The sequence below is a fragment of the Aetokthonos hydrillicola CCALA 1050 genome, assembly GCF_017591665.1.
In the GTDB taxonomy this organism is placed as follows: Bacteria; Cyanobacteriota; Cyanobacteriia; order Cyanobacteriales; family Nostocaceae; genus Aetokthonos; species Aetokthonos hydrillicola.
This window is the reverse complement of record NZ_JAAKGC010000033.1, coordinates 51,609-75,501: the sequence shown is the minus strand read 5'-3', so window position 1 is coordinate 75,501 and position 23,893 is coordinate 51,609. Positions and strand designations below refer to the sequence as shown.

The 23,893-nt window shown below is 37.0% G+C and carries 14 protein-coding genes; 8 read left to right on the top strand and 6 right to left on the bottom strand.

Annotated elements, in window-relative coordinates:
* Positions 1-99: 99 nt before the first annotated feature.
* Complete coding sequence (locus G4P69_RS18145; RefSeq protein ID WP_243902982.1) at positions 100-1,446, bottom strand: helix-turn-helix domain-containing protein; 1,347 nt, start codon at positions 1,444-1,446, stop codon at positions 100-102.
* A gap of 621 nt (positions 1,447-2,067) precedes the next feature.
* Complete coding sequence (locus G4P69_RS39960; RefSeq protein WP_279605136.1) at positions 2,068-2,202, bottom strand: hypothetical protein; 135 nt, start codon at positions 2,200-2,202, stop codon at positions 2,068-2,070.
* A gap of 1,660 nt (positions 2,203-3,862) precedes the next feature.
* On the opposite strand from G4P69_RS39960, the gene G4P69_RS18140 reads away from it, so the two are divergent.
* The 4 genes from G4P69_RS18140 to G4P69_RS18125 all read left to right on the top strand — a co-directional run bounded on the left by G4P69_RS18140 (position 3,863) and on the right by G4P69_RS18125 (position 9,468).
* The gene (locus G4P69_RS18140) at positions 3,863-5,494 is read left to right on the top strand and encodes an NAD(P)-binding domain-containing protein (RefSeq protein WP_243902981.1); all 1,632 of its coding nucleotides are present in this window, start codon (positions 3,863-3,865) and stop codon (positions 5,492-5,494) included.
* A complete protein-coding gene (locus tag G4P69_RS18135) occupies positions 5,491-7,035 on the top strand; it encodes an FAD-binding oxidoreductase (protein ID WP_208341583.1) in 1,545 nt (514 codons plus the stop codon). Before G4P69_RS18140 ends, G4P69_RS18135 begins: the two co-directional genes overlap by 4 nt.
* A gap of 169 nt (positions 7,036-7,204) precedes the next feature.
* Positions 7,205-8,182, top strand: coding sequence for an L-histidine N(alpha)-methyltransferase (gene egtD, locus G4P69_RS18130; protein WP_208341584.1), 978 nt, complete (start codon positions 7,205-7,207; stop codon positions 8,180-8,182).
* A gap of 137 nt (positions 8,183-8,319) precedes the next feature.
* The gene (locus G4P69_RS18125; protein ID WP_208341585.1) at positions 8,320-9,468 is read left to right on the top strand and encodes an FAD-dependent oxidoreductase; all 1,149 of its coding nucleotides are present in this window, start codon (positions 8,320-8,322) and stop codon (positions 9,466-9,468) included.
* A 33-nt stretch (positions 9,469-9,501) separates the two neighbouring features.
* Here G4P69_RS18125 and G4P69_RS18120 read toward each other — a convergent pair whose 3' ends face one another.
* Positions 9,502-15,051 carry an ATP-binding sensor histidine kinase gene (locus G4P69_RS18120; protein WP_208350788.1) on the bottom strand — a complete coding sequence of 1,850 codons (5,550 nt, stop codon included), beginning with the start codon at positions 15,049-15,051 and terminating at the stop codon, positions 9,502-9,504.
* A gap of 671 nt (positions 15,052-15,722) precedes the next feature.
* Between G4P69_RS18120 and G4P69_RS18115 the strand changes: the two genes are divergently transcribed.
* Positions 15,723-17,162: a bifunctional orotidine-5'-phosphate decarboxylase/orotate phosphoribosyltransferase gene (locus G4P69_RS18115; protein WP_208345171.1), complete on the top strand. Its 1,440-nt coding sequence runs from the start codon at positions 15,723-15,725 to the stop codon at positions 17,160-17,162.
* A gap of 200 nt (positions 17,163-17,362) precedes the next feature.
* The gene (locus G4P69_RS18110) at positions 17,363-18,469 is read left to right on the top strand and encodes an AI-2E family transporter (protein WP_208345172.1); all 1,107 of its coding nucleotides are present in this window, start codon (positions 17,363-17,365) and stop codon (positions 18,467-18,469) included.
* Here the strand turns inward: G4P69_RS18110 and G4P69_RS18105 are convergent.
* Positions 18,447-19,472: an HlyD family secretion protein gene (locus G4P69_RS18105; RefSeq protein ID WP_208345173.1), complete on the bottom strand. Its 1,026-nt coding sequence runs from the start codon at positions 19,470-19,472 to the stop codon at positions 18,447-18,449. The genes G4P69_RS18110 and G4P69_RS18105 overlap by 23 nt on opposite strands.
* Positions 19,473-20,338: 866 nt before the next feature.
* On the opposite strand from G4P69_RS18105, the gene G4P69_RS18100 reads away from it, so the two are divergent.
* Positions 20,339-21,373, top strand: a complete 1,035-nt coding sequence (locus G4P69_RS18100; RefSeq protein WP_208350786.1) for an AMIN domain-containing protein — start codon at positions 20,339-20,341, stop codon at positions 21,371-21,373.
* A 149-nt stretch (positions 21,374-21,522) separates the two neighbouring features.
* Here the strand turns inward: G4P69_RS18100 and G4P69_RS18095 are convergent, their stop codons facing one another.
* Together G4P69_RS18095 and G4P69_RS18090 are read right to left on the bottom strand one after the other, a co-directional pair.
* A complete protein-coding gene (locus G4P69_RS18095; RefSeq protein ID WP_208350784.1) occupies positions 21,523-22,074 on the bottom strand; it encodes a DUF3172 domain-containing protein in 552 nt (183 codons plus the stop codon).
* A 573-nt stretch (positions 22,075-22,647) separates the two neighbouring features.
* On the bottom strand, positions 22,648-22,920 hold the full coding sequence (locus G4P69_RS18090; protein WP_208350783.1) for a GlsB/YeaQ/YmgE family stress response membrane protein: 273 nt from the start codon (positions 22,918-22,920) through the stop codon (positions 22,648-22,650).
* A gap of 461 nt (positions 22,921-23,381) precedes the next feature.
* Between G4P69_RS18090 and G4P69_RS18085 the strand changes: the two genes are divergently transcribed.
* Positions 23,382-23,873 carry a GNAT family N-acetyltransferase gene (locus tag G4P69_RS18085; RefSeq protein ID WP_208350781.1) on the top strand — a complete coding sequence of 164 codons (492 nt, stop codon included), beginning with the start codon at positions 23,382-23,384 and terminating at the stop codon, positions 23,871-23,873.
* Positions 23,874-23,893: the final 20 nt, after the last annotated feature.

Genomic DNA, 23,893 nt, shown 5'->3' with positions numbered 1-23,893 from the left:
ATAAGCATCGATTAGGTATCGATGCTTGACTCAATTATGCACCAGCAAAGTCGTAAGTGTTGCCTTACGCGGGAGGTTTAGCCTTTTGCCGCAACGTGATTAGGTGAAACGATGATCAAATTTCTTTACTCGGCTATCTTCTAGAGACAATTCATCCAAATTGTTGATAATTATATGTTTTTTGTCGTCGAAACTAATTTTTCCTTGTTGTTGTAACTTTTTAAGTAGCCGTGTCATTGTTACCCTAGTTGTGCCGCAAGCGCTAGCTAGGTCTTCGTGAGTCAAGCGAACACTCAAGCGAGTTCCTAGTGTACATGGTTCACCAATATCTTGCTTGAAAACTTCTAACAGATTGTTGAGGCGATTGCTCACCCGTCGCCTATTAGACACCACTAACAAAGATTGTGTCTGTCGTACATGCTGCTTGATTTTTGGCAACAGCATATGGCTAAGGATAGGGTTAGAAGATATTTCCGCAAGATAGATTGACACTAACTCTACATCTGATAGTGCTGCAGCTTGGTAAGTTTTTAGTTGTGTCATATCGGAGCCAAAAACCGTTCCAGGGATTGCCAAACCTATCATAATTTCTTCGCCTGTTTCACAGATTGTACTCAACTTGACACAACCTTGGGAAACATACCAAATTGCTTGGCTATCATTGGGGATAATTTCACATCTCGAATATTTATGTACAACCCGATTACGCTTGAGTTCATCGGGTTCTTGTTCAGCAAGGGCAGCGATTTGAGGAACGTTAGCTACCGTGGTGATCGAAGGGCGATCGCCTTTTAGGCGATTTTTTTCAGTGTGTTGATCCGTCAGATTGCTCTTCTGGTTCAATTGAGTTAATTGATCTGGTTTAGCCTGCGTCCCATCACAGCGTAGTAACCAGCGCAATGTTAGTGGTACACCATTTAAGTCACGACCTACGGCTACCGAGACAGATGCAACGCCGGTTTTACCATTCCCTTGCTGCAACCGTAGCGTTAACTCCGTCACTTTATCAGATTGGGATAACTGTGTGAGTTGGGAACGAAAGCGATGCCGATCTTCCATAACCATGAAATTACTCACAGGTTTACCTAAGATAAATTGCCTTTCCTGATTGAGCAATTTTGTTGCGGCAATGTTTGCCTCTTGGATTACCCCTTTAAGATCAGTAACTAAATAACCATCAGGTGCAGAATCAAACAAATCTACGTAGCGCTGGCGTTCTGCTTCTATCAAAGAACGTGTTTTTACGAGTTCTTCATTCTGTTGGTACAATTCTTCCGTTGCTAACATTACTATCTCTGAGGCACTACCAAGTTCCTTAAAGGCTTCCGGCATTAGATCTGGCTTCAAAGGTGTAGCATTAGCATTCTGGTACAAAAAAGCTAAACGCCTGTACATCTTTTGTGCCTGTTGAACAAATCTATCTATTTCTATTTTGTGTAATTCCATCTTAAATTTACTTCATAAAGAACTGCTTACTGAGGATTTTTATTAAAGAGGACTGGACTTACGAGGTACAGAACTATGCTAGTTACAAATTTTGTCTTTTATTTTCCTTTAGATATCTCTTTAACCTTACCCTTCTTATGACGAAAACGCTTCGCACGCGATGCAGCTACGCCTATAGGCTTTAGGTTAAAACAAGTCCCTACAGAGGAATCTCCTTATGCAACGCTAAGCTTGCGAAGGGCTGGGAGAGAAGAATTTTCATTTGTTGTGGGTACGCGGTTCATGATGGCTAGTACCACTGCTCCTGATAGAGACAGCGGGGACGCCCAGCGGCCTTAAGCGGAATGCTATATATCACAGCTTTTAGCTCTTTGAAGTGGTCTACTTATTTATGGCGATGTGTACTAGTACAGGTTGACACTACTTATCTAAAACACACCTGTGTTATTAAACGACCGAGATGAAACAACGCACAGCACGAGTAGTCTTAGGTTAACCTATGTGAGATTTAATATGGGATTTTTATAAGCTTACGTGACTACTTATACATAATATATTCAGTTATTTTGTTGTCTTTAAAAAGCCACTAAAGGTATAAACCCCATTCTACCTAAAGTACCACTACAAAATTTCTAGTGACCAATCTAAATATATTCCCGTTAGGTGATTTACAGGAATAAATATACCCCCGCCGTTGGTTTCGGCTTCGCTCAACCAACTGAGAGATCGCGAGTTGAGCGAAGTCGAAACTCGCATTTCACAGGTATTTTCTTTCTTGGAAATCACCTTAAAGGGACAAGGGATTTAGGTTTTAAAGAACTTTTCCCGGGACTTTAGTCCGAGTTAGATATTAAAGACTAGGAAGGTAGCGTTACCCAGCCAACTCATACAAGGGACTGCTTTGTTAATAAAAAGGCCACTTCATCTATAAGATGAGGTTTCCTGTGAAGAAGTCACTCAATTATTATATCAGAATTTTCCATTTTACGAAATGGTGTTGACATCATTTATTGACATAAGCATTATTTGTTACTTTTGATAGATGTACGCATTTTTGGATGTGAATCTTATAAAAAAACGTCTTTTGACTTTGTAGGCTATGGAACAGTGATACTTTAAGGACTTTTCAATGTCATGAAATAATGACATTTAAGTATTTTTACTTAAAAAACTAGACAAGATACTGAAAATACCTATGCATTAGAGCTTTTGTTCGGTATCTATACTCTCAAAAGCTCAAGCCCGACTTATAAAATTAAGCACGTTACAACATCTCAGTGCAAGCTTGAAAGGTTTACTTTACCTTGAAATGAAACCCAGTTACACTTATAAATTTATACCTTCAAAGGCTTTCAAAATAACTCCTGAGTAATAAAACTAGCTGTGTATTATACAGTTTTAACGATGTAAATTCCCAAAAATGTCAGCGATAGAAGGGGAAACTATAAAGAATACATCGTAGTTTTATATACAATGTATTTTTTTGTTCAATAAAAATATGCAAGAATACACAGAATTACTGATATCTTTTTCTTTGCTTATTTGTTATTAATTAAAATTAATCTCTGAAAAAATAAAAATAAATTTAAATCATACAATATCTGTATGAAAAGTGATACAATTAGGGTAGAAACCCAAATATAGAAATGGTGTTGTGGCTATCTCGATATGATTATATAAATAGAGCAAGATACTTCGGATAAATATACTTTTAAAAACTGCAATACTCGTATTTAATCACTATCTATAGATTAGAGAATTTCTATTAATTAGAATCCGCTCGCTTCTACAAATCGCAAACCAGCATTAATCTGTCAATAAACATGATGTTCAGTTTGTATACTGTGTAAGTTTTAACTTGTTAAATAACTATCAAATAAAATGAGACAAGGCCTTGTTTTCATTCAAAAAAACAAGCGGGAATGTATACCATTAGCATTATTGAAATATCTGCAAGAGTATACAGCAGTTTTGAGATAAATGAGGCACACCGATAGTCTAAGGGCGTAGCCTCCGGCTTCTGGCAGAGTACGGCGTTCGCCCCTACTAATGTACCTCACGCACCTCGAAAGCGCTATATATCCCCAAAAAAAAGGTATTGCTCATGTATCCTGCTTAACTCCTTCCGTGATAACCTTTGACTCCAAGGTTGTCCTATTACAAAAGCCCCCAATGTAGAGATTTTTATGGAAAAAATAGAACTATATTAGAGAAAAAATTAAAGCTTTTGATGTAGAACAAAATAAATTTTTTTACAGCAATAAATGAGATAATATATTACAGAATATTAGCATAATTAAATCATGGTTTTTTAAAGACTATACAAATACCATTTTTCTGTGTTCCTGAATCTATGAATAGGATGTGTGAAAATACTAATCCTACATTCTCATCTGAAGTAAATGCAACAAACTAAATGGCTAGATTTAAGACAATGAATTTATATACAAATTTTGAATATTTGATCATTGGAGCAGGTCCGGCTGGGTTACAGTTAGGCTATTTTCTAGAGAAAGCAAATTTGAATTATCTAATTCTAGAAGCAGGAGAAACACCTGGAACTTTCTTCAAGAATTTCCCTAGACATAAAAAGTTAATTTCAATTAATAAGATTTATACAGGGTATGATGATCCAGAAATTAACTTGAGATGGGATTGGAACTCTCTACTTAGTGAGAGTGAAAAAATGCGGTTCAAGAATTACAGCCGTCAATATTTGCCAGACACCGATGACATTGTACGGTATTTAGGCGATTTTGCTACTCATTTCAACCTTAAAGTTAAATACAATTGTCGAGTTGTCAAAATTGCAAAAAATGACAAATTTATATTGACAGATAGCAAAGATAATGTTTATTCTGCAGCACGTCTCATCATTGCCACAGGTTGTTCTCAACCATACATTCCATCAATCCCTGGAATACATCTAGTGGAGAAGTACACAGACGTAACCGTAGATCCTGAAGACTTCGCCAATCAAAAGGTATTGATTATTGGTAAAGGTAATTCTGGGTTTGAAACAGCTGACAACTTAATTGGAACAGCAGCACTGATTCACATAGCAAGTCCTCATCCGATTTCCATGTCATGGAAAACAAAATATGTAGGTCATTTGCGAGCAGTTAACAACAACTTGCTAGATACATACCAGTTGAAATCACAAAATGTAATAATAGATGCTACTATCTCTAAAATAGAGCATCAAAACGGTAAATTTGTTGTCTACTTTAGCTATAGTCATGCTAACGAAGAATTAGAATCTCTAGTTTATGACCGTGTAATTTTGTGTACTGGATTCCGCTTGGATGATTCTATATTTGATGAATCCTGTCAACCTGAATTAGTTATTAACAAACGCTTTCCGGCTCAAACCAGTGAATGGGAATCGACTAATATTAAAGATTTATATTTTGCTGGAGTGTTGATGCACATGCGGGATTTTAAGAAGAAGCAATCTGGCTTTATTCATGGTTTTCGGTACAATATCCGCGCATTACACCAAATTTTAGAATTTAAGTATCATAATCAGGAATTACCCTATAAATTAATTGATTCCACACCTGAAGGTTTAACTGAAGCTATTGTTAGAAGGGTAAATTTAAGCTCAGGATTGTGGCAACAAACGGGTTTCTTGTGCGATCTAATTATTATCCTCGATCATGGGAAAGCGGCGCGTTACTACGAAGATTTGCCTACAGATTACATCCATGATAGCCATTTAGGTAAACATGACCACTACTATATTATTACGCTTGAGTTTGGACTCGATATTATAAACGCAAGTCCAGATCCCTTTGCTGTTGAGCGTATCCACAAAGATGATGTTAAAAGAGCCGCCTTGAGTACTTTTATTCATCCTATAATTCGGCGCTTTTGTTGCAATACTCTGGTTGCTGAACATCATGTTATCGAGGATGTAGCTAGTGAATGGCTAGAGGATGTGCATGTTAAACCATTGCTGGAATTTTTTCATCTTCATTTACCTAGAAAATTTAAATTTTCACAACTAAAAGATCATCACTCAAAAATATTTAGTATAAAGTTTTGAACAAAAAATCAAGAGTAAAAATTAAAAATCAGAAAAAAATGGATCATACAAAACAAGCTATTCAAGCATGGAAAGATAAAATTGGTACTAATAAAGTAGAAGACTCTAAACAGGAAACAGAAAAATACACACAAAATATCACAGAATATAAATCTGAACTACCAATAGCTGTTTTAAAGCCAGAAAGCAAAAGCGATGTAGAAGCAATTATAGCTATTGCTAATAAATTTGAAGTCCCTATTTATGTTGTCAGCACTGGAAAAAATTGGGGTATTGGGTCAAAAATACCTGTTCAAAATGGATCCGCTTTATTAATTCTTAGCGAAATGAAAAAAATAATTGAAGTTAATGAAAAGCTTCGATATGCGATTATTGAGCCAGGAGTTACTCAAAAACAACTTTCTGATTATTTACTGAGGAATACAAATTTAATGTTACCAGTTACAGGGTCTGCCGAAAATACTAGTGTTGTAGGAAATGTTCTAGATAGAGGTAGCGTTTTCTTTAATCATCGCTATGATTTGCTGACTGGATTAGAGGTATTCTTAGGTAACGGAAAAGTATTAAAAACAGGTTTTTGGCATTACTTTGATTCTAACAAAACAAAAAAACCAATATTTTTCCATCCGCCTGGTGTAGGTCCTGATCTTAATGGTATATTTACACAATCAAATTTAGGAATTGTCACTGCCATGGTAATACGTCTTGAACCTCGTATCCCAAGCACTATCGTATATGCAGAGTTCAAAGAAGATAATTTCGTGGCATTTATAGATACTTTCATCAAGTTAAAGGAAAATAAGTTGATACATAATTGGCTGATGATTACTAATAAAAATGATCCAAGGACTACTGTTGATAATAAATTCAATTATACAGGAGATTGGTCAGCTATATTCAATTTTTTTGGGACAGAAGAAATTAGAATTTTGTGCAAAAAAGAAGTTGAAAAACAAATTTATAAATTATGTTATCATTTATTATTTTTGAATAGTCTTATAGAAGATAATTCAAGCCATAGATATTATCAAGTATTACAAATGTTATATAATGGAATACCCTCAAATTACAGTATCAAAACAATGGGAGAAATGAATAATTTTAATCTCAAAAGTTCAGATTATGAGATTGATTTTTGTAAAAAAATATATGGCTTTATCGCTGTTGTACCAGCAATACCTTTTGAAGCCATGGTAATCAAAGAGGTAATAGATTTAGTAAATAAAGTCTCTCAAGAATTTCAGGTAACACCTTTTCATAATTTCGTAAGTATAGGAGAAATGGCTATTGAAGGACTATTCAGAGTGTATTTTGATCGGGAAAAAGAAGAAGAAATAACAAAGGCACATCAATGGGCTGAGCAATTAAGTAAAGAGTTAGAAGAAATAGGTATTTATCCTTATCGTATGAGTATTAAAGAAATGAATCACTTTAGCAATCGCCAAGAAGATCCTTACTGGGAAACCATTGCTGCTATTAAAAAACAAGTAGACCCTAATAATATTATTTCTCCCGGAAAGTATTGCTTAGAAAATATCTAAAAAGTAAATCAAGCCATATACACAACACAATAGTATTAGAAAAATACTCTTTTTATGACCGATATAAGAGTGAGAAATCCTTGGATATCACCTAAAATACTTCTAGAAACTATTCAGAGATGGGTTTTTCGCATTCTTTGCTTAAGTAAATAAAATTGAGTGAATGATTATGCTTCAAAATATCGAGATTAATGTTTTTAAATCGCAAACAAATAAAGATTTAGAGAAAATTGTGTCAGGCTTGCAACAGCCAGTAAAAAAAATTGATACAGAGTTTACATATGATGAGAATGGATCGCAAATATACGACAAGATCTGCAAATTGCCAGAGTATTATCCTGCTTGGCAAGAAATGGCTATTATGGAGCAATATATTGATGAAATTGTCTCTCTTGTAGGAGCAAACTGTTTGCTAATTGACTATGGGAGTGGTAGCAGTGATAAAACTTGTATCTTATTAAACCGTCTACCACAAATAGCTGGTTATATACCGATTGATATATCAAAAAAGTATTTAATAGATTCAGCAACTAAAATTGCAGAAAATTATCCTAATTTAGAAGTACTACCGGTTTGTACAAATTATCACGATTATTTTGAGATACCATCACCAAAAAAATTAGTTAAACGTCGTTTAGCTTTTATCTCAGGAATAACTATTGGTAATGAACATCCACCGCAATTAATAAGTCTTTTAAAGAACATCAAACAGACTTGTGGTTCTAATGGAGCTATGCTTGTCAGCGTTGATTTGAAAAAAGATCTAGAAATTTTGAATTCCGCCTACAATGACTCTTCTGGGCTAAACGTAGCCATAGCTTTAAATTTTTTACAGCGCATGAATCGAGAACTTAATGCTAATTTTAAGATTAATCAATTTCAGTATAAAGCCATATACAATGAGCAAATAGGACGCATGGAAATGAAATTATTTAGCCTTCAAAAACAGAGCGTTAATATTGGTAAGCATTGTTTTGAATTTAAAGTAGGTGAACCAATTTTACTTGCGTATTCTTATAAGTATAATTTAAACGATTTTGCAAACATAGCTGCTAGAGGAGGGTGGGAAGTTAACCGAGTTTGGACAGATCCTCATAAGCTATTTAGTATCCAATACTTAACTGTTGCCCCCAGTGTAAAAATTTGATTATCTCTCTATAAAAGACAACAAATGATGATTTAAAAGAGTTCTTTTTTTAAGTATGAAATCATCTTCTTCAAAAAGAGAATTAATACTTTTGTTTTGAATTTATTTAGTTAACAACACTTCACTATTGAAAGCTTGTGAAAGAATTTTCAGCTATTGTTGTAGGAACTGGTATCTTAGGGCTGTCATCCGCCTATAATTTATTACGACGAGAGGTAGGAACATTAGCTTTGATTGAACAGTTCTCTTTTGGTCACAATCAGGGAAGCTCCCATGGAAATACCCGTGTGGCGAGAGCCCTATACCTAAATACCGACTATAGCTTGCTTTATCATGTTGCATTAAACGAAGACTGGAAACATTTAGAGGATAAAAGTGGCGAGCAATTGTTTTATCCATGCCCTATTTGTCTTTACAGTTGCCCAGCAGATTTAATTAATGATTATGCAGAATCTGTAATAGGTAAAGTGCAAGGTATATCGAGTGTTTCTGTGGAATCAGCACGTGAACGTTTTCCGGAGATTATATTACCTGACCAAGCAAAGGTATTAATAGAAGAAACTTCCGGGGTGATCGCTGCTAGACGGACTCTTGAACTACTAAAAGAATTTTGCTTATTATCTGGTGCCGAACTTTTTGAAAAAACAAAAATTTTGAAAATTGAAATTGGATCTCATAGAGTTACTCTTGAAACAAATGAGGGAACTTTTGCTGCTCGATATTTAGTTTTGGCTTTAGGAGCTTGGATATCACTCTTGCTACCTTATACAAAACCAATTCTGAAGGTGATACCGCAAACACTAGGCTATTTTAAACCCTCTAACTCTCAACGTGATTATTCCTGTAAAAACTTTCCTATCTGGATCAGATTACAGGTCAAAAATAACTTACAAGATTGTTACTATGGTTTACCCCCAATTGAAGGTAACTTGATCAAAGTATGTCATGAAGTTGTAGAAGCCTCTACTAGTTTCGATCCAAGGATATCTCATGATATAAAGTCAAGTTCGTTAGAAGATCTACAAAATATTATCCAATCAAATATCAAAAACACCGATTGGGAATTAGACTACAGTGAATCTTGTTTGTACACTGTAACTGCTACTGGAAATTTCGTAATTGACTTTAGCCCTGACAGCAATCGTGTTGTCGTGGTTGGTGGTGGATCAGGACATGCTTTTAAGTTTGGTCCATTAATAGGTCGAGCAGTGGCTAATATGTTGTTGGATGGTAACTCTAAGATCGCTTCCTTTGAAAATATGCGTCATCTCTTCACCTTGGTGTAGACTTATTGACCAGACTGGGCAAGTAAGCATTGGTCACATTGGTATCTCTATGATAAATTCAGCCCCTTGTCCTAGTACTGAACTACAAATGAACCTACCCTTATGTTTCTCCACAATGATCTGATAGCTAACCGACAACCCCAACCCAGTACCACTCCCTACAGGTTTAGTAGTAAAAAATGGGTCAAAGATTTTTTCTTGTATTTGGCTACTTATACCAGGACCATTATCACCAATCTTAATGGTTACAGTATTGGAGTCTACTACTTCTGTACGAATCGAAATTTCCGGATTGTAATCTAGTGAGTGATTGTTTTTCTCCATCTCTTCAACTGCATCGATCGCATTACTCAGAACATTCATAAACACCTGATTAAGCTGGGAAGGGTAACAATTTACTTGGGGAAGGTTTCCATATTGCTTAATAACTTTAATCTCAACATGATTACTATTTCCCTGAAGTCGGTGCTGCAAAATCATTAAGGTGTTGTCGATTCCTTCATGAATATCTACAGGTTTCATCTCAGCTTCATCTAAACGAGAGAAGTTGCGTAAACCTAGAACAATATTTCGGATCCGTGAGCTTCCCATATGCATTGAATGTAGAAGTTTTGGTAAGTCTTCCTGCACGAAGTCCATGTCAATTTCAATAATTTTTCTTTGAATCGAAGGGGAGAGATTTGGGCATTCCTGTTGATAAACAGCTATCAAATCGAGTAAATCTTGAATATACTGACTCGCATGAGTAATATTACCTTCAATAAAATTGAGAGGGTTATTGATCTCATGGGCAATTCCTGCTACCATCTGCCCTAAGCTTGACATTTTTTCACTTTGAATTAACTGAGCTTGGGTGCTTTGCAAGTTCTGTAGAGCTTGTTCTAAACTTTGGCTTTTTTCGTTCAGTTCCTGTGTTCTCTGTTTGACTTTCTCTTCCAAATTGTAGTAGAGTATGGCATTCTCTAAGCAAATTGCTGCTTGAGTCGTAATCAATTTTAGGACTTCTACGCGATCGCGTGTAAATGCTGCTGTAGTTAAATTATTTTCTAGGTAAAGAATACCAATCAATTTGCTTTGTTTCAGAATTGGAATACACAAAATACTCTTAGTTCCCTGAGCTAGGTTATAGAGAGCAGCAATTTTAGGGTCAATAGCAGCTGTATTATCAACAACCAAGATATCCTGAGTGCGTTTGACATAGTTTATTAAAGCGACAGGGATATCGCTGTTTAATTCTAGGGCTATTGATGGTAATTCTGTGGTGATCGTTCCAATATTTGAACTTGAACTTATTGCTTTAACAGTTAATTTAGAGTTATCATTATCGTTTAAAATCAATGCACACTTAGAAGCTCCAGCATTTTCCATCACAACTTCCATTAAAGTAGAAAGCAGGAGTTCAAGTTCGATTTGCCCAGACAGTGCTTGAGAAGCTTTAACGACAGATGCCAAATCCAGAATGTCTGAAATGTTGATGCTAGAGCCAGTTAAACTTTCTCGATCTTTAGGAGATATATTATTGGAATAAGTCCCTTTTTGACCAGAATGAGGGCTAATTTTTTCTTGCTGAAAAACATGGGAAAGTAATTGAGAATACCCTTTTATCAAGTCATTCACTTTAGCTAATGCTCCCCATCGAAGATAGCCATAGTAAGCATCAGTTAGATAAGTTTGAGCAATTTTCTGTTTACCCCATTCTAGGTAAAACTTTGCCGCAAGTTCGTTACCAAGAGCTTCATCAGGAATGTAGTCGTGTTCTTTTGCTCCTGCAATGGCACGATCATACAATTCCATAGCTTCAATATTATTGCCAAGAATCCGATTTTGCTCAGCTTCAACTAAATAAAACTTATGGAAATAATTCATGGGAGCATGATGCGCCCATTGATGCATTTTTTCCTGATTAACGGATATCTTTTTTAAGATTTGTTTTTGTTCAAATTCTTCAACATTAGGATACAATGCTAGCCGTATTAATGAATCATAGAAATGGAATTGAGGAATAACAGCACCTCCTATTCCACCGTGAAAATACTTCTCTACCATTACAGCATTTTCAAGCGCTTGAGGGTGATTAGAAAAAGTATAACATAGCTGCATTTTACACAGATATAAGTAAAAAAGTGCGATTGCATCTTTGCTTTCAAGATGAAGCGGTACCATTTCATATTCATTGTAGGCTTCACCAATTAAACAATATGGATCATCAACACCTCCCAATAAATTTAAGGCAGTTTGCCGATATATCTCATTCCAATAAAACATCCTTTCCTGCTTGATTGTTTGGAGAACACTGCTACGTGATCTCATTTCCAATTCAAGTTCTTTCAGTTCCTGACCGATAAAGTATGTATGGAGAGAGTAACAATAAAGGGCATAACCAGCAAATTCTAAATCCCCTGTCTCCAGTCCAATAGAGTAAACTTCTAAGAGAGGTCTTAATGTTTCCTTAATATGTTCCTTCCAAGGTCTGATGAATTGATTAAATGTCTCAAGAACTTTTGCAGTGACGTCTTTAGTCTGATATTTGGATAATAGACTTTCAGCCACTTTGCCAAATTGATAGCCAGACTCAATATCTCCTACCATTCCGCAGAGTATTAATCCATAGGCAACATATGCAAAAGCAGACAACGGTGCATTACCATGTTTGATTGATAAGTTAATCTGTTTAAGGACAATTAGTGAAAAAAGCTCTGGAACCGCTTGATAAGCAAAAACAATTGTACTGGATAAGATACCCATAACTGCTAAAGGTTGGGCTTCCGTCATTTTTGGCAGATTAATTAAGTCCTTAATCTGTGTATTAGCCAAATTTGAAGCAGTTATTTCCATTTCCCGATGAACATCCAACTGATTAGGATTCGTTGGAAACTCAACGTCCAGAGACTTCAAAAATGATAACGCAGTATTGACTGCTTCGAGTGCTTTGTTCTGCGCCCCATATGCTTGAATTTTTACTTCATAAGCTTTGACTTGATCTAGTGGTGTTTTTGCTTTTACTAACATTACCTTCACAAATTGCTCTATCTGCTCAAAATCACCAGCTAAATACGTGACTTCTGCTGTTGTTTCATACAAAGTTAGAGTCTGGTCATAATTTGTCTCCCAACTATCACTTGCTAGCAATTTAATACCAGTAGTTAAATACTTAACCGCAGCAGCGTAAGCAGTTGATACCTTAGCTTTACACCCAGCAATCAAATTCATTCTTACCAATTCATTGCGCTCAGTTTGATTGGTAATTAATTGCTCAGCTATATTCAACTGATTGACAATTTCAAAAATATTTTCTTCTTGTTCTTCAATTGGCGCACTGAGTAAAAGCCGCTGCCCAATTTTTAAGTGGATTGTTTGTTTCTGAGATTCAGGAATTAGAGAATAAGCAGCTTGCTGTACTCGGTCATGGACGAATTTATATTGTGGTGATTCTAAACTGGTGGTTATTGATGATTGACCGTCAACAGTTAACCACAATTCATTACTATCTTGAAATAGTTTGAAAACCTCAGCTTCCGGTAAAATAAGCCCTTCAGCTAAAGCTGGCCATAAGTCTGCAGCTGTATCTACTTCCGATTTTTGGCAGACTACAGCAAGACTTTTCAAGTCAAATTCATTTCCAAGGCAAGCACAAATTTTAAGTATTTCTTGAGTATATATTGGCAATTTTTCTATTTGAATTGCCATAAGTTTGACGACATCATCTGTTAAAGAAGATATCTGCAGCTTGGAGATATTACACTCCCAGTAACATAAATCAAAGTTAAATTTAATAACTTCTTGATTGTTTAAATACTTGAGAAATTGATGAATAAAAAATGGATTACCTTTAGTTTTTGCATAAATTAATTTTGTAAAGGAAAGTGCAACAGATTCTGGACAACGAAGCGTATCAGCGATTAGCAAATTTAAATCATCTTTATTCAGAGCTTCTATGAGAATAGTGTTGACTGTTACTATTTTTCTTATTTCGTTTAGTGTCAAATGAAGTGGATGTGATTCTGAAACTTCATTATCACGATAAGCACCAATTAGTAAAAAGCCTCGCTTATCTTCACCTTGTCCGTTAGTCTCTTTTGAGAGTAAGCCATTTGAGCGAAGTGCATGGCTTTCACTCATCAACAGTTGCATGAATTTAAGAGACGCTGCATCTGCCCATTGTAAATCATCTAGAAAAATAACTAGAGGACAATCTTTAGTCGCAAAAACCTGAATAAATCTTTGAAACAATAAATTGAAGCGATTCTGGGCAGCATTACCAGACAGATCTTCAGATGGGGGTTGCTTGCCTATAATCAGTTCAAGCCTAGGGATCAAATCAATAATGACTTGACCTTGTGTACCTAATGCCGACAAAATTTTACCTTTCCAGTATTCAATTTGGGCATCAGTTTCACTTAGTAGTTGTCCAATTAAGTCCTCGAAAGCTTGTACAAATCCTGATAAAGGAATGTCACGCCCTAACTGGTCAAATTTTCCTTTAATGAAGTAACTACGCTGTCGTGCTATAGGTTTGTGAACTTCGTTAACTACTGCAGTTTTACCAATACCAGATGCACCGACAACTAGAATCATTTCAGTTGTTCCTTGAGTTACTCGCTCAAAAGCAGCAAGTAGGGTTTCAACTTCATGTTTGCGACCATAAAGTTTTTCTGGAATGAGAAAACGATCTGGAATATCTTGTTTTCCTAACTCAAAGGGTGTAATTTTTCCTGCCTGTTCCCACTGCTGTTTACACAACTCCAAGTCAAATTTTAACCCCAAAGCACTTTGATATCGGTCTTCAGCGTTTTTTGCCATTAGCTTGCTAGTGATATCCGAGATTATGGAGGGAATGTTAGGATTAATGTAACTGGCAGTTGGTGGTTGTTTGGCAAGGTGACTGTAAACCAACTCCATCAAATCAGTTGTGGCAAAAGGCAATTGGTTGGTGAGGAGTTCAAAAAAGGTGACACCGAGAGAATAAAAATCGCTGCGGTAATCAATCCCTCGATTCATTCTTCCTGTTTGTTCAGGTGAAATGTATGCTAAAGTACCTTCTAAAATACTGGGACTAGTAAGAAATTGGACTTCTCTTGGTAGGAGAGAGGCTATACTAAAGTCGATCAGTTTCACCTCAAAGGTGATGGGATCTATGAGAATATTAGCTGGTTTTATATCTTTGTGAATCACACGGTTGCGATGCAAGTCAGATATAATCGTACTAAGTTGAATGGCAATTTGAAGAAATTCAGGAATCGTTAACTCTCTTATGGTTTCGTGTTTGCCACCAAAGTTCATATAATCAGAGAGAGTAACACCGCTAAAATCTTCCATAACTAGCGCGTAACCGTTGCGATATTTTTCTAAGCTATAAGGTTTTATAATGCCAGGAATGTCTAAGTTTTTGGTAATGGTGTATTGATTGCGGAATTCTGTGATCTCACTGAAGGTTGGGTATTCATTCCGCATGAGTTTAATAGTAACGGGTTTTTGGTCTTGCTCTTTAATCCCTCGACACACTACGGTTTTGGTACCTGAGTATATTTGCTCAAATATTTGGTACCCGGGCAAAAATTCTGAAGCATGAAAAGATACTTGCATCTGCTGTATTGCTCATAGTCATATTTCGATTTAGTATTCCCGTTACTGTGGTGAACCTTATTATCCCATGTCAGAAAAATAATATTGAATAGATTTTTGAGATTTTTACTTAAAACCCTCTATTTTTGCTTACCTTTGAAACAAAGCTATTTCAACCTCTCCTAATTCTAATCTTAATAAGCAATGAGTTATATAGCAAAGAAGAGGCTATTAATTGCGTGAAATCACTACACCGTCAATTATCCCTATACTTGCTACTAATTTGTTGCGGTAATTACAGATTCTTGCTCATTATTACAGTTTCTTGCTATCGAACGATCCTGTTAGTACAAGTATGAGAATCGAGCTATCCTATAGGATAAGCAAGGCTCTTACAACATAAGATTTCTTTCCATTTCCTTCTCCTATACGATCGCACTATGCGATAAGCGTGGTTACCTAAGTACAAGAGGATAAGCTAACCAAGACAAAAGCGGTACTGAGTTTTTACTTTTCCTTAGCTCTATTAGCTCAGACAAATAAATAAACAACGTTAAAACACCGCCATAGGTTATACTTTGCGGTGAAGTACTAATTTCAGAAAAATTTATAGAGTGTATTAACAAAATTAATTAAAAGCACTCTACTTACTATTTAGCACGCATCTGTTTATTGTTTTTTTAAAACTAACTATGAACTTTTTTGAGAAATTGAGCGGCGCGATCGCGAAGAATCAAAGTCTGCTATTTGTAGGATTAGATCCCAATTTAGAGATGATGCCCACTTACTACGCATCTTCTGATATAATGTCATCTTTATTAGATTGGTTGCAATTTATAATTTCTGAAACATCTAATAAAGTTTGTGCTTATAAACCTACACTTGGGTTTTACGAAGCTTTAGGTGTTCCGGGCTTAGAACTGCTACACAAAATCCTAGCAACTATACCTGCAGATATTCCAGTCATTCTAGATACCAAACACAACGACTTGAATACGGGCACAATGTTTGCCCGTACCGTCTTTTCACAATGGGGTGTAGATGCAATTACTGTCACTCCTTATGCAGGACAAGACAATGTAGCACCGTTTTTATTGTATCCAGAGAAGGCAGTGTTTGTTTTATGCTGTACTTCTAATCCTGCGGCTGCCACTTTCCAGGAATATCCTACAAATCCAACAGAGTTACCTCTTTATTTACAAGTAGCAAAGGAATCCAAAAATTGGGGAACACCAGAACAATTATGTTTAGAAGTAGGAACTACGAAACCTGATATCTTAGCGCGAATCCGCACAATTGTTCCTGAGCGAATCATTATGGCTCGTAGCATCTGGGGAGAGAAAAACATTCTTCCCAAAATATTAACGTCTGGTTTAACTGCAAGCGGCGATGGGTTACTCATTCCTGTTCCTCAAGACATTTTAGGGCACTCAGATTTATCAAAGCAAGTCCAGTCTTTACAAGAGCAAGTTAATCAAGTCAGAAATGAAATTATCCGTGATGCTTCTAGCTGTTCTGTGTGGTTACCTGATGTTTGTTTTTTAAATCAACACCCTCACCAAGAATTGATTTTACAACTGTACGATATTGGCTGCATTATGTTTGGCAAATTTGTCCAAGCATCAGGAGCTACATTCCCTTATTACATTGACTTACGCAAAATCATTTCCAATCCCCAACTTTTTAATCAAGTTCTCAGCGCATATGAGGAAATTTTACAAACTCTTACCTTTGATAGGTTAGCAGGTATTCCTTACGGTTCTCTGCCTACTGCCACTGGTTTATCATTACGTCTTCATTGCCCAATGATTTTTCCTCGGAAAGAAGTGAAAGCACATGGTACTCGGAGACTAATTGAAGGTGAATTTAATCCTGGAGAGAAGGTTGTGGTAGTTGATGATATTCTCATCAGTGGTAAAAGCGCAATGGAAGGAGCAGAAAAATTGAAATCAGCTGGATTAAATGTTGATGATATTGTGGTATTAATTGATCATGGTCAAGGTGTACAAGATAGATTACGCGAAAATGGATATCAAGCTCACGCAGTCTTAAAGCTTTCGGAAATTATAGAAACTTTGTATCAAGCTGGAAGAATCAACGAAGAAGAATTTAATTCGTTTTATCAGGAATGATATGGGGATAGGGCATGGGGCATAGGGCATGGGGCATGGGGCATGGGGCATGGGGCATGGTCAATAAAAAATAAGAAATTTAGTGCCTAGGGAGAGGTTTTTATTATATATCTATATTTAGAAGCAAACTTTCTTTCCAATGAGCCGTAGTAGCTTCTTTGTTGCCCATTGCCCCATGCCCTATGCCCTATCCCCCAAAAATGACCTTTTCTCTGAATAAACTGCTTCAATGGTTAATTCTAACACTGCTATTTCCTTTAGTTTTTCTCAATGGTTGGCTAGTGTTTCATATTTTTCACTACTTTCAACCATTAGTAACTATTTTTATCTTAGCAACTCTGTTGGCTTTTATTTTGAATTACCCTGTTTCTCTTTTAGAGCAACGTGGGGTTAAACAAAACTATGCTGTAGGATTAGTCTTTGTATTAAGTTTAGTGATTCTTATAGGTTTGGGTATTACCGTCGTACCTGTTGTGTTGCAGCAGTTTCATGAGATGGGTAAACTACTTCCTGAATGGATTGATTCCAGTGAACAAAAACTATTCCTACTCAATAATTGGACTGCGAATCATGGATTAAAAGTTAATTTAAATCAGTTGATGGCTCAAATAACAAACCGCTTACCTAACGAGTTTGAGCATTTAGCAGATACACTGTTTAGTTTATTGTTAGAAACTATAGATAGTATTTCTGAGGCATTAATTACATTAGTTTTGACTTTTTATCTTTTATTAGATGGTGGGAGGGTTTGGCAAGGTTTGTTTAAGAGATTACCTTGGAGTTTTAGTCAGCAAATACAACAGTCTCTTCAGCAAAATTTTCAAAATTATTTAATTGGTCAGGTAGCATTAGCTTTATTAATGGGATTTTCACAGACATTAATGTTTCTAGTTTTCAAAGTTCCATTCGGATTACTTTTTGGTTTGGGAATTGGAATTATGAGCTTAATTCCCTTTGGTGATGTTATTAGTCTTGCGATTATCATTTTAATAATAGCTTCACACGACTTTTGGCTAGCAACAAAAGTGCTAGTTGCTGCTGTTGTCATTGACCAGTTAATCGATCAAGCGATCGCACCTCGACTTTTAGGGAGTTTTACAGGAATTCGACCAATATGGGTAGTTATTTCCTTACTAGTAGGAACTTATCTTGGAGGAGTATTGGGATTGCTGATTGCTGTACCTGTAACTGCTGTTATTAAGGATTTGTTAGACAAATGGTCTTCTATTCCTAGCGAAGGCGATAATACTGCTGAGAATTCACAAGCAAACGACACTAACGTGATCACTTCGTATCCACAACCGTAACGGCTGACATCCCTGGAATAATTCGAGACTCATAACCTTGAATACTCTGTTTATCAAATAAGATTTTGACTGGAATTCGTTGTTTATCACTGGTATTACCTGTGGGTTGATTGCCAACAGAAAGTGGTGACACACTGTCTACTTTACCTTTAAAATGCCGACTAGGAAAAGCATTAATTTTAATATCTACGTTTTGACCAGGCTGTATTTTTTCTAACTGATTTTCTCGAAAGTTTGCCACAATCCAGGGATCCGGTTGCACTATCGTCATTAGGGTTTGTCCTGGCTGTATCATTTGCCCTAATTGGACATTTTTATTACTAACTTTTCCTGCAACTAGGGTGCTGATGTTTGTATAAGATAACTGGAGTTCGGCTTTTTTTACATCCGCTTGCTTTTGCGCGATCGCAGCTAGTGCTGCCTTGTACTTTTGCTGATTAATCTCCCTTTGCTGGCTAATATTTTTAGCTTGTATCATCCTGCGTTTTTGAGCAGCCTGTTTTGCTTGGCTATTCTTAGCTGGTATTGGCTCTGGTTCAGGAGCATTAAGTACTAAATTATCGAGATTTTTCTGGGCTAATGCAGCTTGGAGTTTAGCTAATTCTAAAGATGCTTTTGCTTGCGTTAAAGATATGAGGTAATCACGCGGATCAAGGGTAACCAATACATCTGAAGGAGAAACCACTTGGTTTTCACTAACAGCAATATTGGTCACTCTTCCCCCTATGCTGGAAGATAGCGGTTGAATATCTGCGCTAACGTAGGCGTTATCGGTTTTCTGATACCTTCCGGGGTGCTGGTTATTATACTGGTATCCGTATATTCCAGTTGCGATCGCTCCTGCACCTAACACAACTCCCAATCCCAATTTTAATAGCAGAGGTCTACTACTTGGGCGAGGTTTGGCAACGTTATTGTTTGAGTCTGTGGGAGCGACATCTATCACTCCCTTCTTTAAATCTGGGACTTGCTTGGTTTGTTCTGAAGAATTTAGGCGTTTCATAAGGAACCTGAATCTAAGCACCAATAGAGAATTTTTTGCAGAAACATTGATAATCAGCAAACTAGTAAAACAGGCGAGCAAAAAAAGCTACCATTAAAAATCAGTAAAGAGCTTGGAGTATAGAACTTCGTTCTACTTGTGCCTTGTTGTATGACTACGGTAGGCAGGTAAATCAAGATAAAATTTAAACTTGAGTAAAATATCAGTTAAGTAGGTAGGCACAATTAACTTCATTGGTGAAGATAAGTAACTCTTGATAGACAAACAAAGTGTTTAATTAAGTAAGCTTTTTTTTATTCTTCATTCTGCCCTAGGACTACTCAATTAGTCTCTCCAAGAGTTATATTTGTTCCCAGCGTTGAATGAGGATAGTATCAACATTATCAAACCCGCTAATAGTACTTCGTATTTATTCTTATTTTTATTCAAACATAAATATTTGGCCAGCATGTAGCAAAATTAATTCTCTGATTTTCAGTTTCTTGAAGAGATACATAAAGCTGTGAGACGGTTGATTTATTGTAATAACAATTAACATTTACATTGACAAACCTCAATCCGGGTTTTTACTTGCAGATCTAAGTGTTAAAAATATTACACAAATATCGACAGGAACTGCTGTAGTCTAACAAGCAAATTTCATGATTAAGTACACGGATATTTCCCTAATAACCAAGATAAGTTGACACTCATACTTGATCTCAGGCTATTAGTAAACTATGATACATCTAGCTCTCTAATTTTAGAGATGGTAACAGAGATAACAATTTTTTGATTGAGTTCTAAAACACAACTAAGTACTGACCAATTTAATAACCATTGAAACACAGCTAATTACTAACAGCTAAAAGTTAGACAAGAGGAACATGAACAACCGATTAAATAGACAATTTTCATCCCTTAACAAGGAGGTATTTTCCATAATCTTCTTGGGTTTAAGCCTAGCACTGACTCTCGGAACAGTCTGCAATGCTGAAAAACCAGCGCAACCAAAAAAGAATTTAACCCGCTTACCAGCGACACAAAAAGTCGAAACAGTCAGCACTGAGACTAAACCAACAGCAAGACTTGAGGATTGGCGCTTTGTTCCAAAAGCGTCGCAACTAGAAATGACTCTCTCAGCAGCCTCAAAACCTCACTACTTCTACCTTCCTCAACCGTCTCGTATTGTTGTGGATTTACCAGCTACTAAGTTAGGTTCTGTACCCACTAGACAAAATTATTCCGGAACAATTCAAAGTATTCGCGTTTCACAATTAAAAACCGGTGTAACTCGGATTGTTATGGATGTTGCACCAGGAACTTTTGTAGATCCAAAGCAGGTAAAACTGCAACCTATTTCCTTAAACAATCCTACTCATTGGGTGTTACGTCCTTTTCGTACCAGTTACCGTACGCCTTTACCATCAACAAAATATCCGTCTAAAGCCAACTATTTATTGCCAACAACTAGTGCGACACAACTACCAAATAATCAATCTTCTACGACAGGTAGCTATAATCCTCCCCAACCCCCAAATAACCAACCTTCTAGGACAGGTAGCTATAACCCTCCCCAGCCCCCAACTGACCAATCCTTAAGTAAGGATAGTTATAATGCTCAACAATCAGCGAGCTTCAATGTACCCCCGCCAATCACCAATTTGCCCCCAAGTTACTCCAATGTCCAGCAAATGCCGACTGTGAGCGTACCACCCCTGTCTCCTAGAAACTCTGCTCAATTACCCAATAACCCCGTCCTTCCCCCAGCTAATTTCCCAACTCAACCAACAAATCTTGGCAATGTAAATACTACGTCTACACCAGAGTTTCCAGTTCCAACTATCTCCAACTCTCCATCAAATTCTTTCAATCCCAACGTAATTAACTTTGGTCAACCTATCCCAAAATCTATACGGTAAATGGGGATGGGGCATGGGGCATGGGGCATTGGGCATGGGGCATTGCGCATTGGGCATTGGGCAGTGAGGACTGAGTATTATTCGCTCCTCTGCTCCCCTGCTTCCCCTGCTCCCCTGCTCCCCTGCTCCCTACTCCCTACTCACTCTTCCTAAAATCTCTGCGTCTCCTGCGGGGGTGCAACTGCTCCTGGCTGACTGGTAAAGAAGTTTTGAGCAGCTTCGTTTTGGTAAATACATCTAATATCAGGTTTATCGCCATTCAAATCACCCGTGTAGCCGAAGGTGTTTAAGCGATTCTTACATTCTCTTTCTTGTTCGTTTGTTACAAGCTTTCGTTGCTCTAAAATTGCCCAGTTATTCTGACGTAAAACACATCCAGGGCGCATGTTAGGCTGAGCAACGTACACGTTGAACGGGTTGAAAGTTACGAATAGTCTAGCGTCCATCACCACAGCGCTAGCTCCGTACTGGACGCAAAGTTCAGGGTTTGGGGCTTTCGTATCAATATACTCGCGAGAAGCCACATTAGCAGGGGTAAATGTAGCTGTAGAGCTAAAAGCAATACCAATACCTATTCCTAAAACCAGTACCCCTGCCAAAACTGCTATAGTCGTTAAATTAAATATAGAGCCTTGAAAAGCAGACGATTTAGAAGATGGTCTAGAAGTATTTGTGGATCTATCACTATATTTACGTCTCATTGTTGGTTTATCAACTTTGGGTTTTGAATGGCAGGGAGTGGTTTTAACTGCTCTCCCTCCTCTAAGTATGACGATTTTTGCGTGCCTTTGTCTCCCTCTTTTTCAAGTTGAGGTATTTTCTCTGAAATTTAACCACAACTGCTGGCGTAGTGCTTTGGTCATTCGATCTGATTTGGTGAAAAAATTTCGGGTGTCTTAGCTCCAAGAGTAAGGCTCAACCCCAATGCTTCGGTGCATTACAGATTTTGTCCTAACACAACGCCAATATTCGGGGAGGACAGCAACTTTGCACGCCCAGAAAACCTAGTACAGCGCGGCGTAAATAAGCATACCATTCAAAATCTCTGAAAAGCCTACGCCGTATTCCTAACAGAATTTCGAATTTTGAATGAGCGAATTCCGCCTTGCGGTACTAGACCGCAAACTGCCTCAAAAATCCTAACCACAAGAAAGCAATAAAAATAATAGCGCCAACCTATACAGTCGGCGCTAGTGTTTTATTTAAGTCCAGGGAGAATATATATTGTGATGAATTCCCTGTGTTTTAGTATAAAGTGAGTACGATTGGATTAATTACACGGTACTGCTACGAGTCAACAGGTTCCAGATGAAAATAGCAACTATTGCACCAAGAATTGCTACTAGAATACCAGGAATGCTGAGAGTTGAAGCTGCCAGAGCGAAGCGTCCCGTATTAAAGAATACGCCTAGACTACCACCAACAAATGCACCAATGACTCCTAGGATAATTGTTCCCAAAATGCCACCACCTTGATGACCGGGGTAGATAGCTTTGGCAATAGCACCAGCAATTAGACCTAACACAATCCAAGCAAGAATATTCATTGTTCTTCTTTATTTGATAAACGTTTTTTAGTAACAAATACACATTAACATTCACAAGATTGACATCTAATCTACCAACAGTACTAATTACGAATTAACCAGAAGTAAGAATTAAAGAAGGTATTAGAATTCAGAAGCCAGAATCGGGTATTGGGGTGATGAGTCCAGAACTAGCGAGATCTTAGCTTTGGGCTCCTCCTCAATCCTTTTAGCAAAAAAAAAGCCCCCAGCAGGTCTAAGACTAGGGACTGATAAAATTCTTGCTTAGTAATTGCAGTATATGCATTTTCGATTATCGCCCTCCTCTACTTGAAGAATTAAGCTCATTTCTGAATTGGGCTTTTTAATGAGATCGTCTCAAATAATTGAATTCATAAGATAACGGTGTGTTAGCGGATTTAATTTCACGGTAAGATAGCTCTGTGGCTTTGTACAACTAAATTAGAGCATTTTTCGATGCTATGTCTATCCGCTCTGCTGTACCTACAGACATACCCGCACTCCTACCAATGGTTACAAAAATTTGTATATTATACGAATCTTGGGATTCTGCCAAGTTTAACTTTATTCTTGATCCCGAAAAGCGTTATGAGAGATTTTTGAAGCAACTAATTACTGATGAACGCGGCGTATTTTTCGTAGCTGAAGATGAGGATCAACTTGTAGGATTTTTGATAGCAACAGTTGAAAGTGAAACACCAATTTACATTCTAGAAGAATTTGCATTCATTCACGATCTTTGGGTTGAGCCAGAATATCGCCGTAAAGGAATTGCGCGCGATATGATCATGCAGGCTGTTGAACACTTTCGTCAGATAGGTATTGAGCAAATTCGCTTAGACACGGCGGCTGTTAATCAACCAGCAAGGCGATTGTTTGCATCCTGTGGTTTTCGGATTAGTACTGTAGAAATGCTCAAAGAGTTAGATCAATTAGTAGAGGAGAGTAAATGAGTCACCTACTCTCCTCTTGT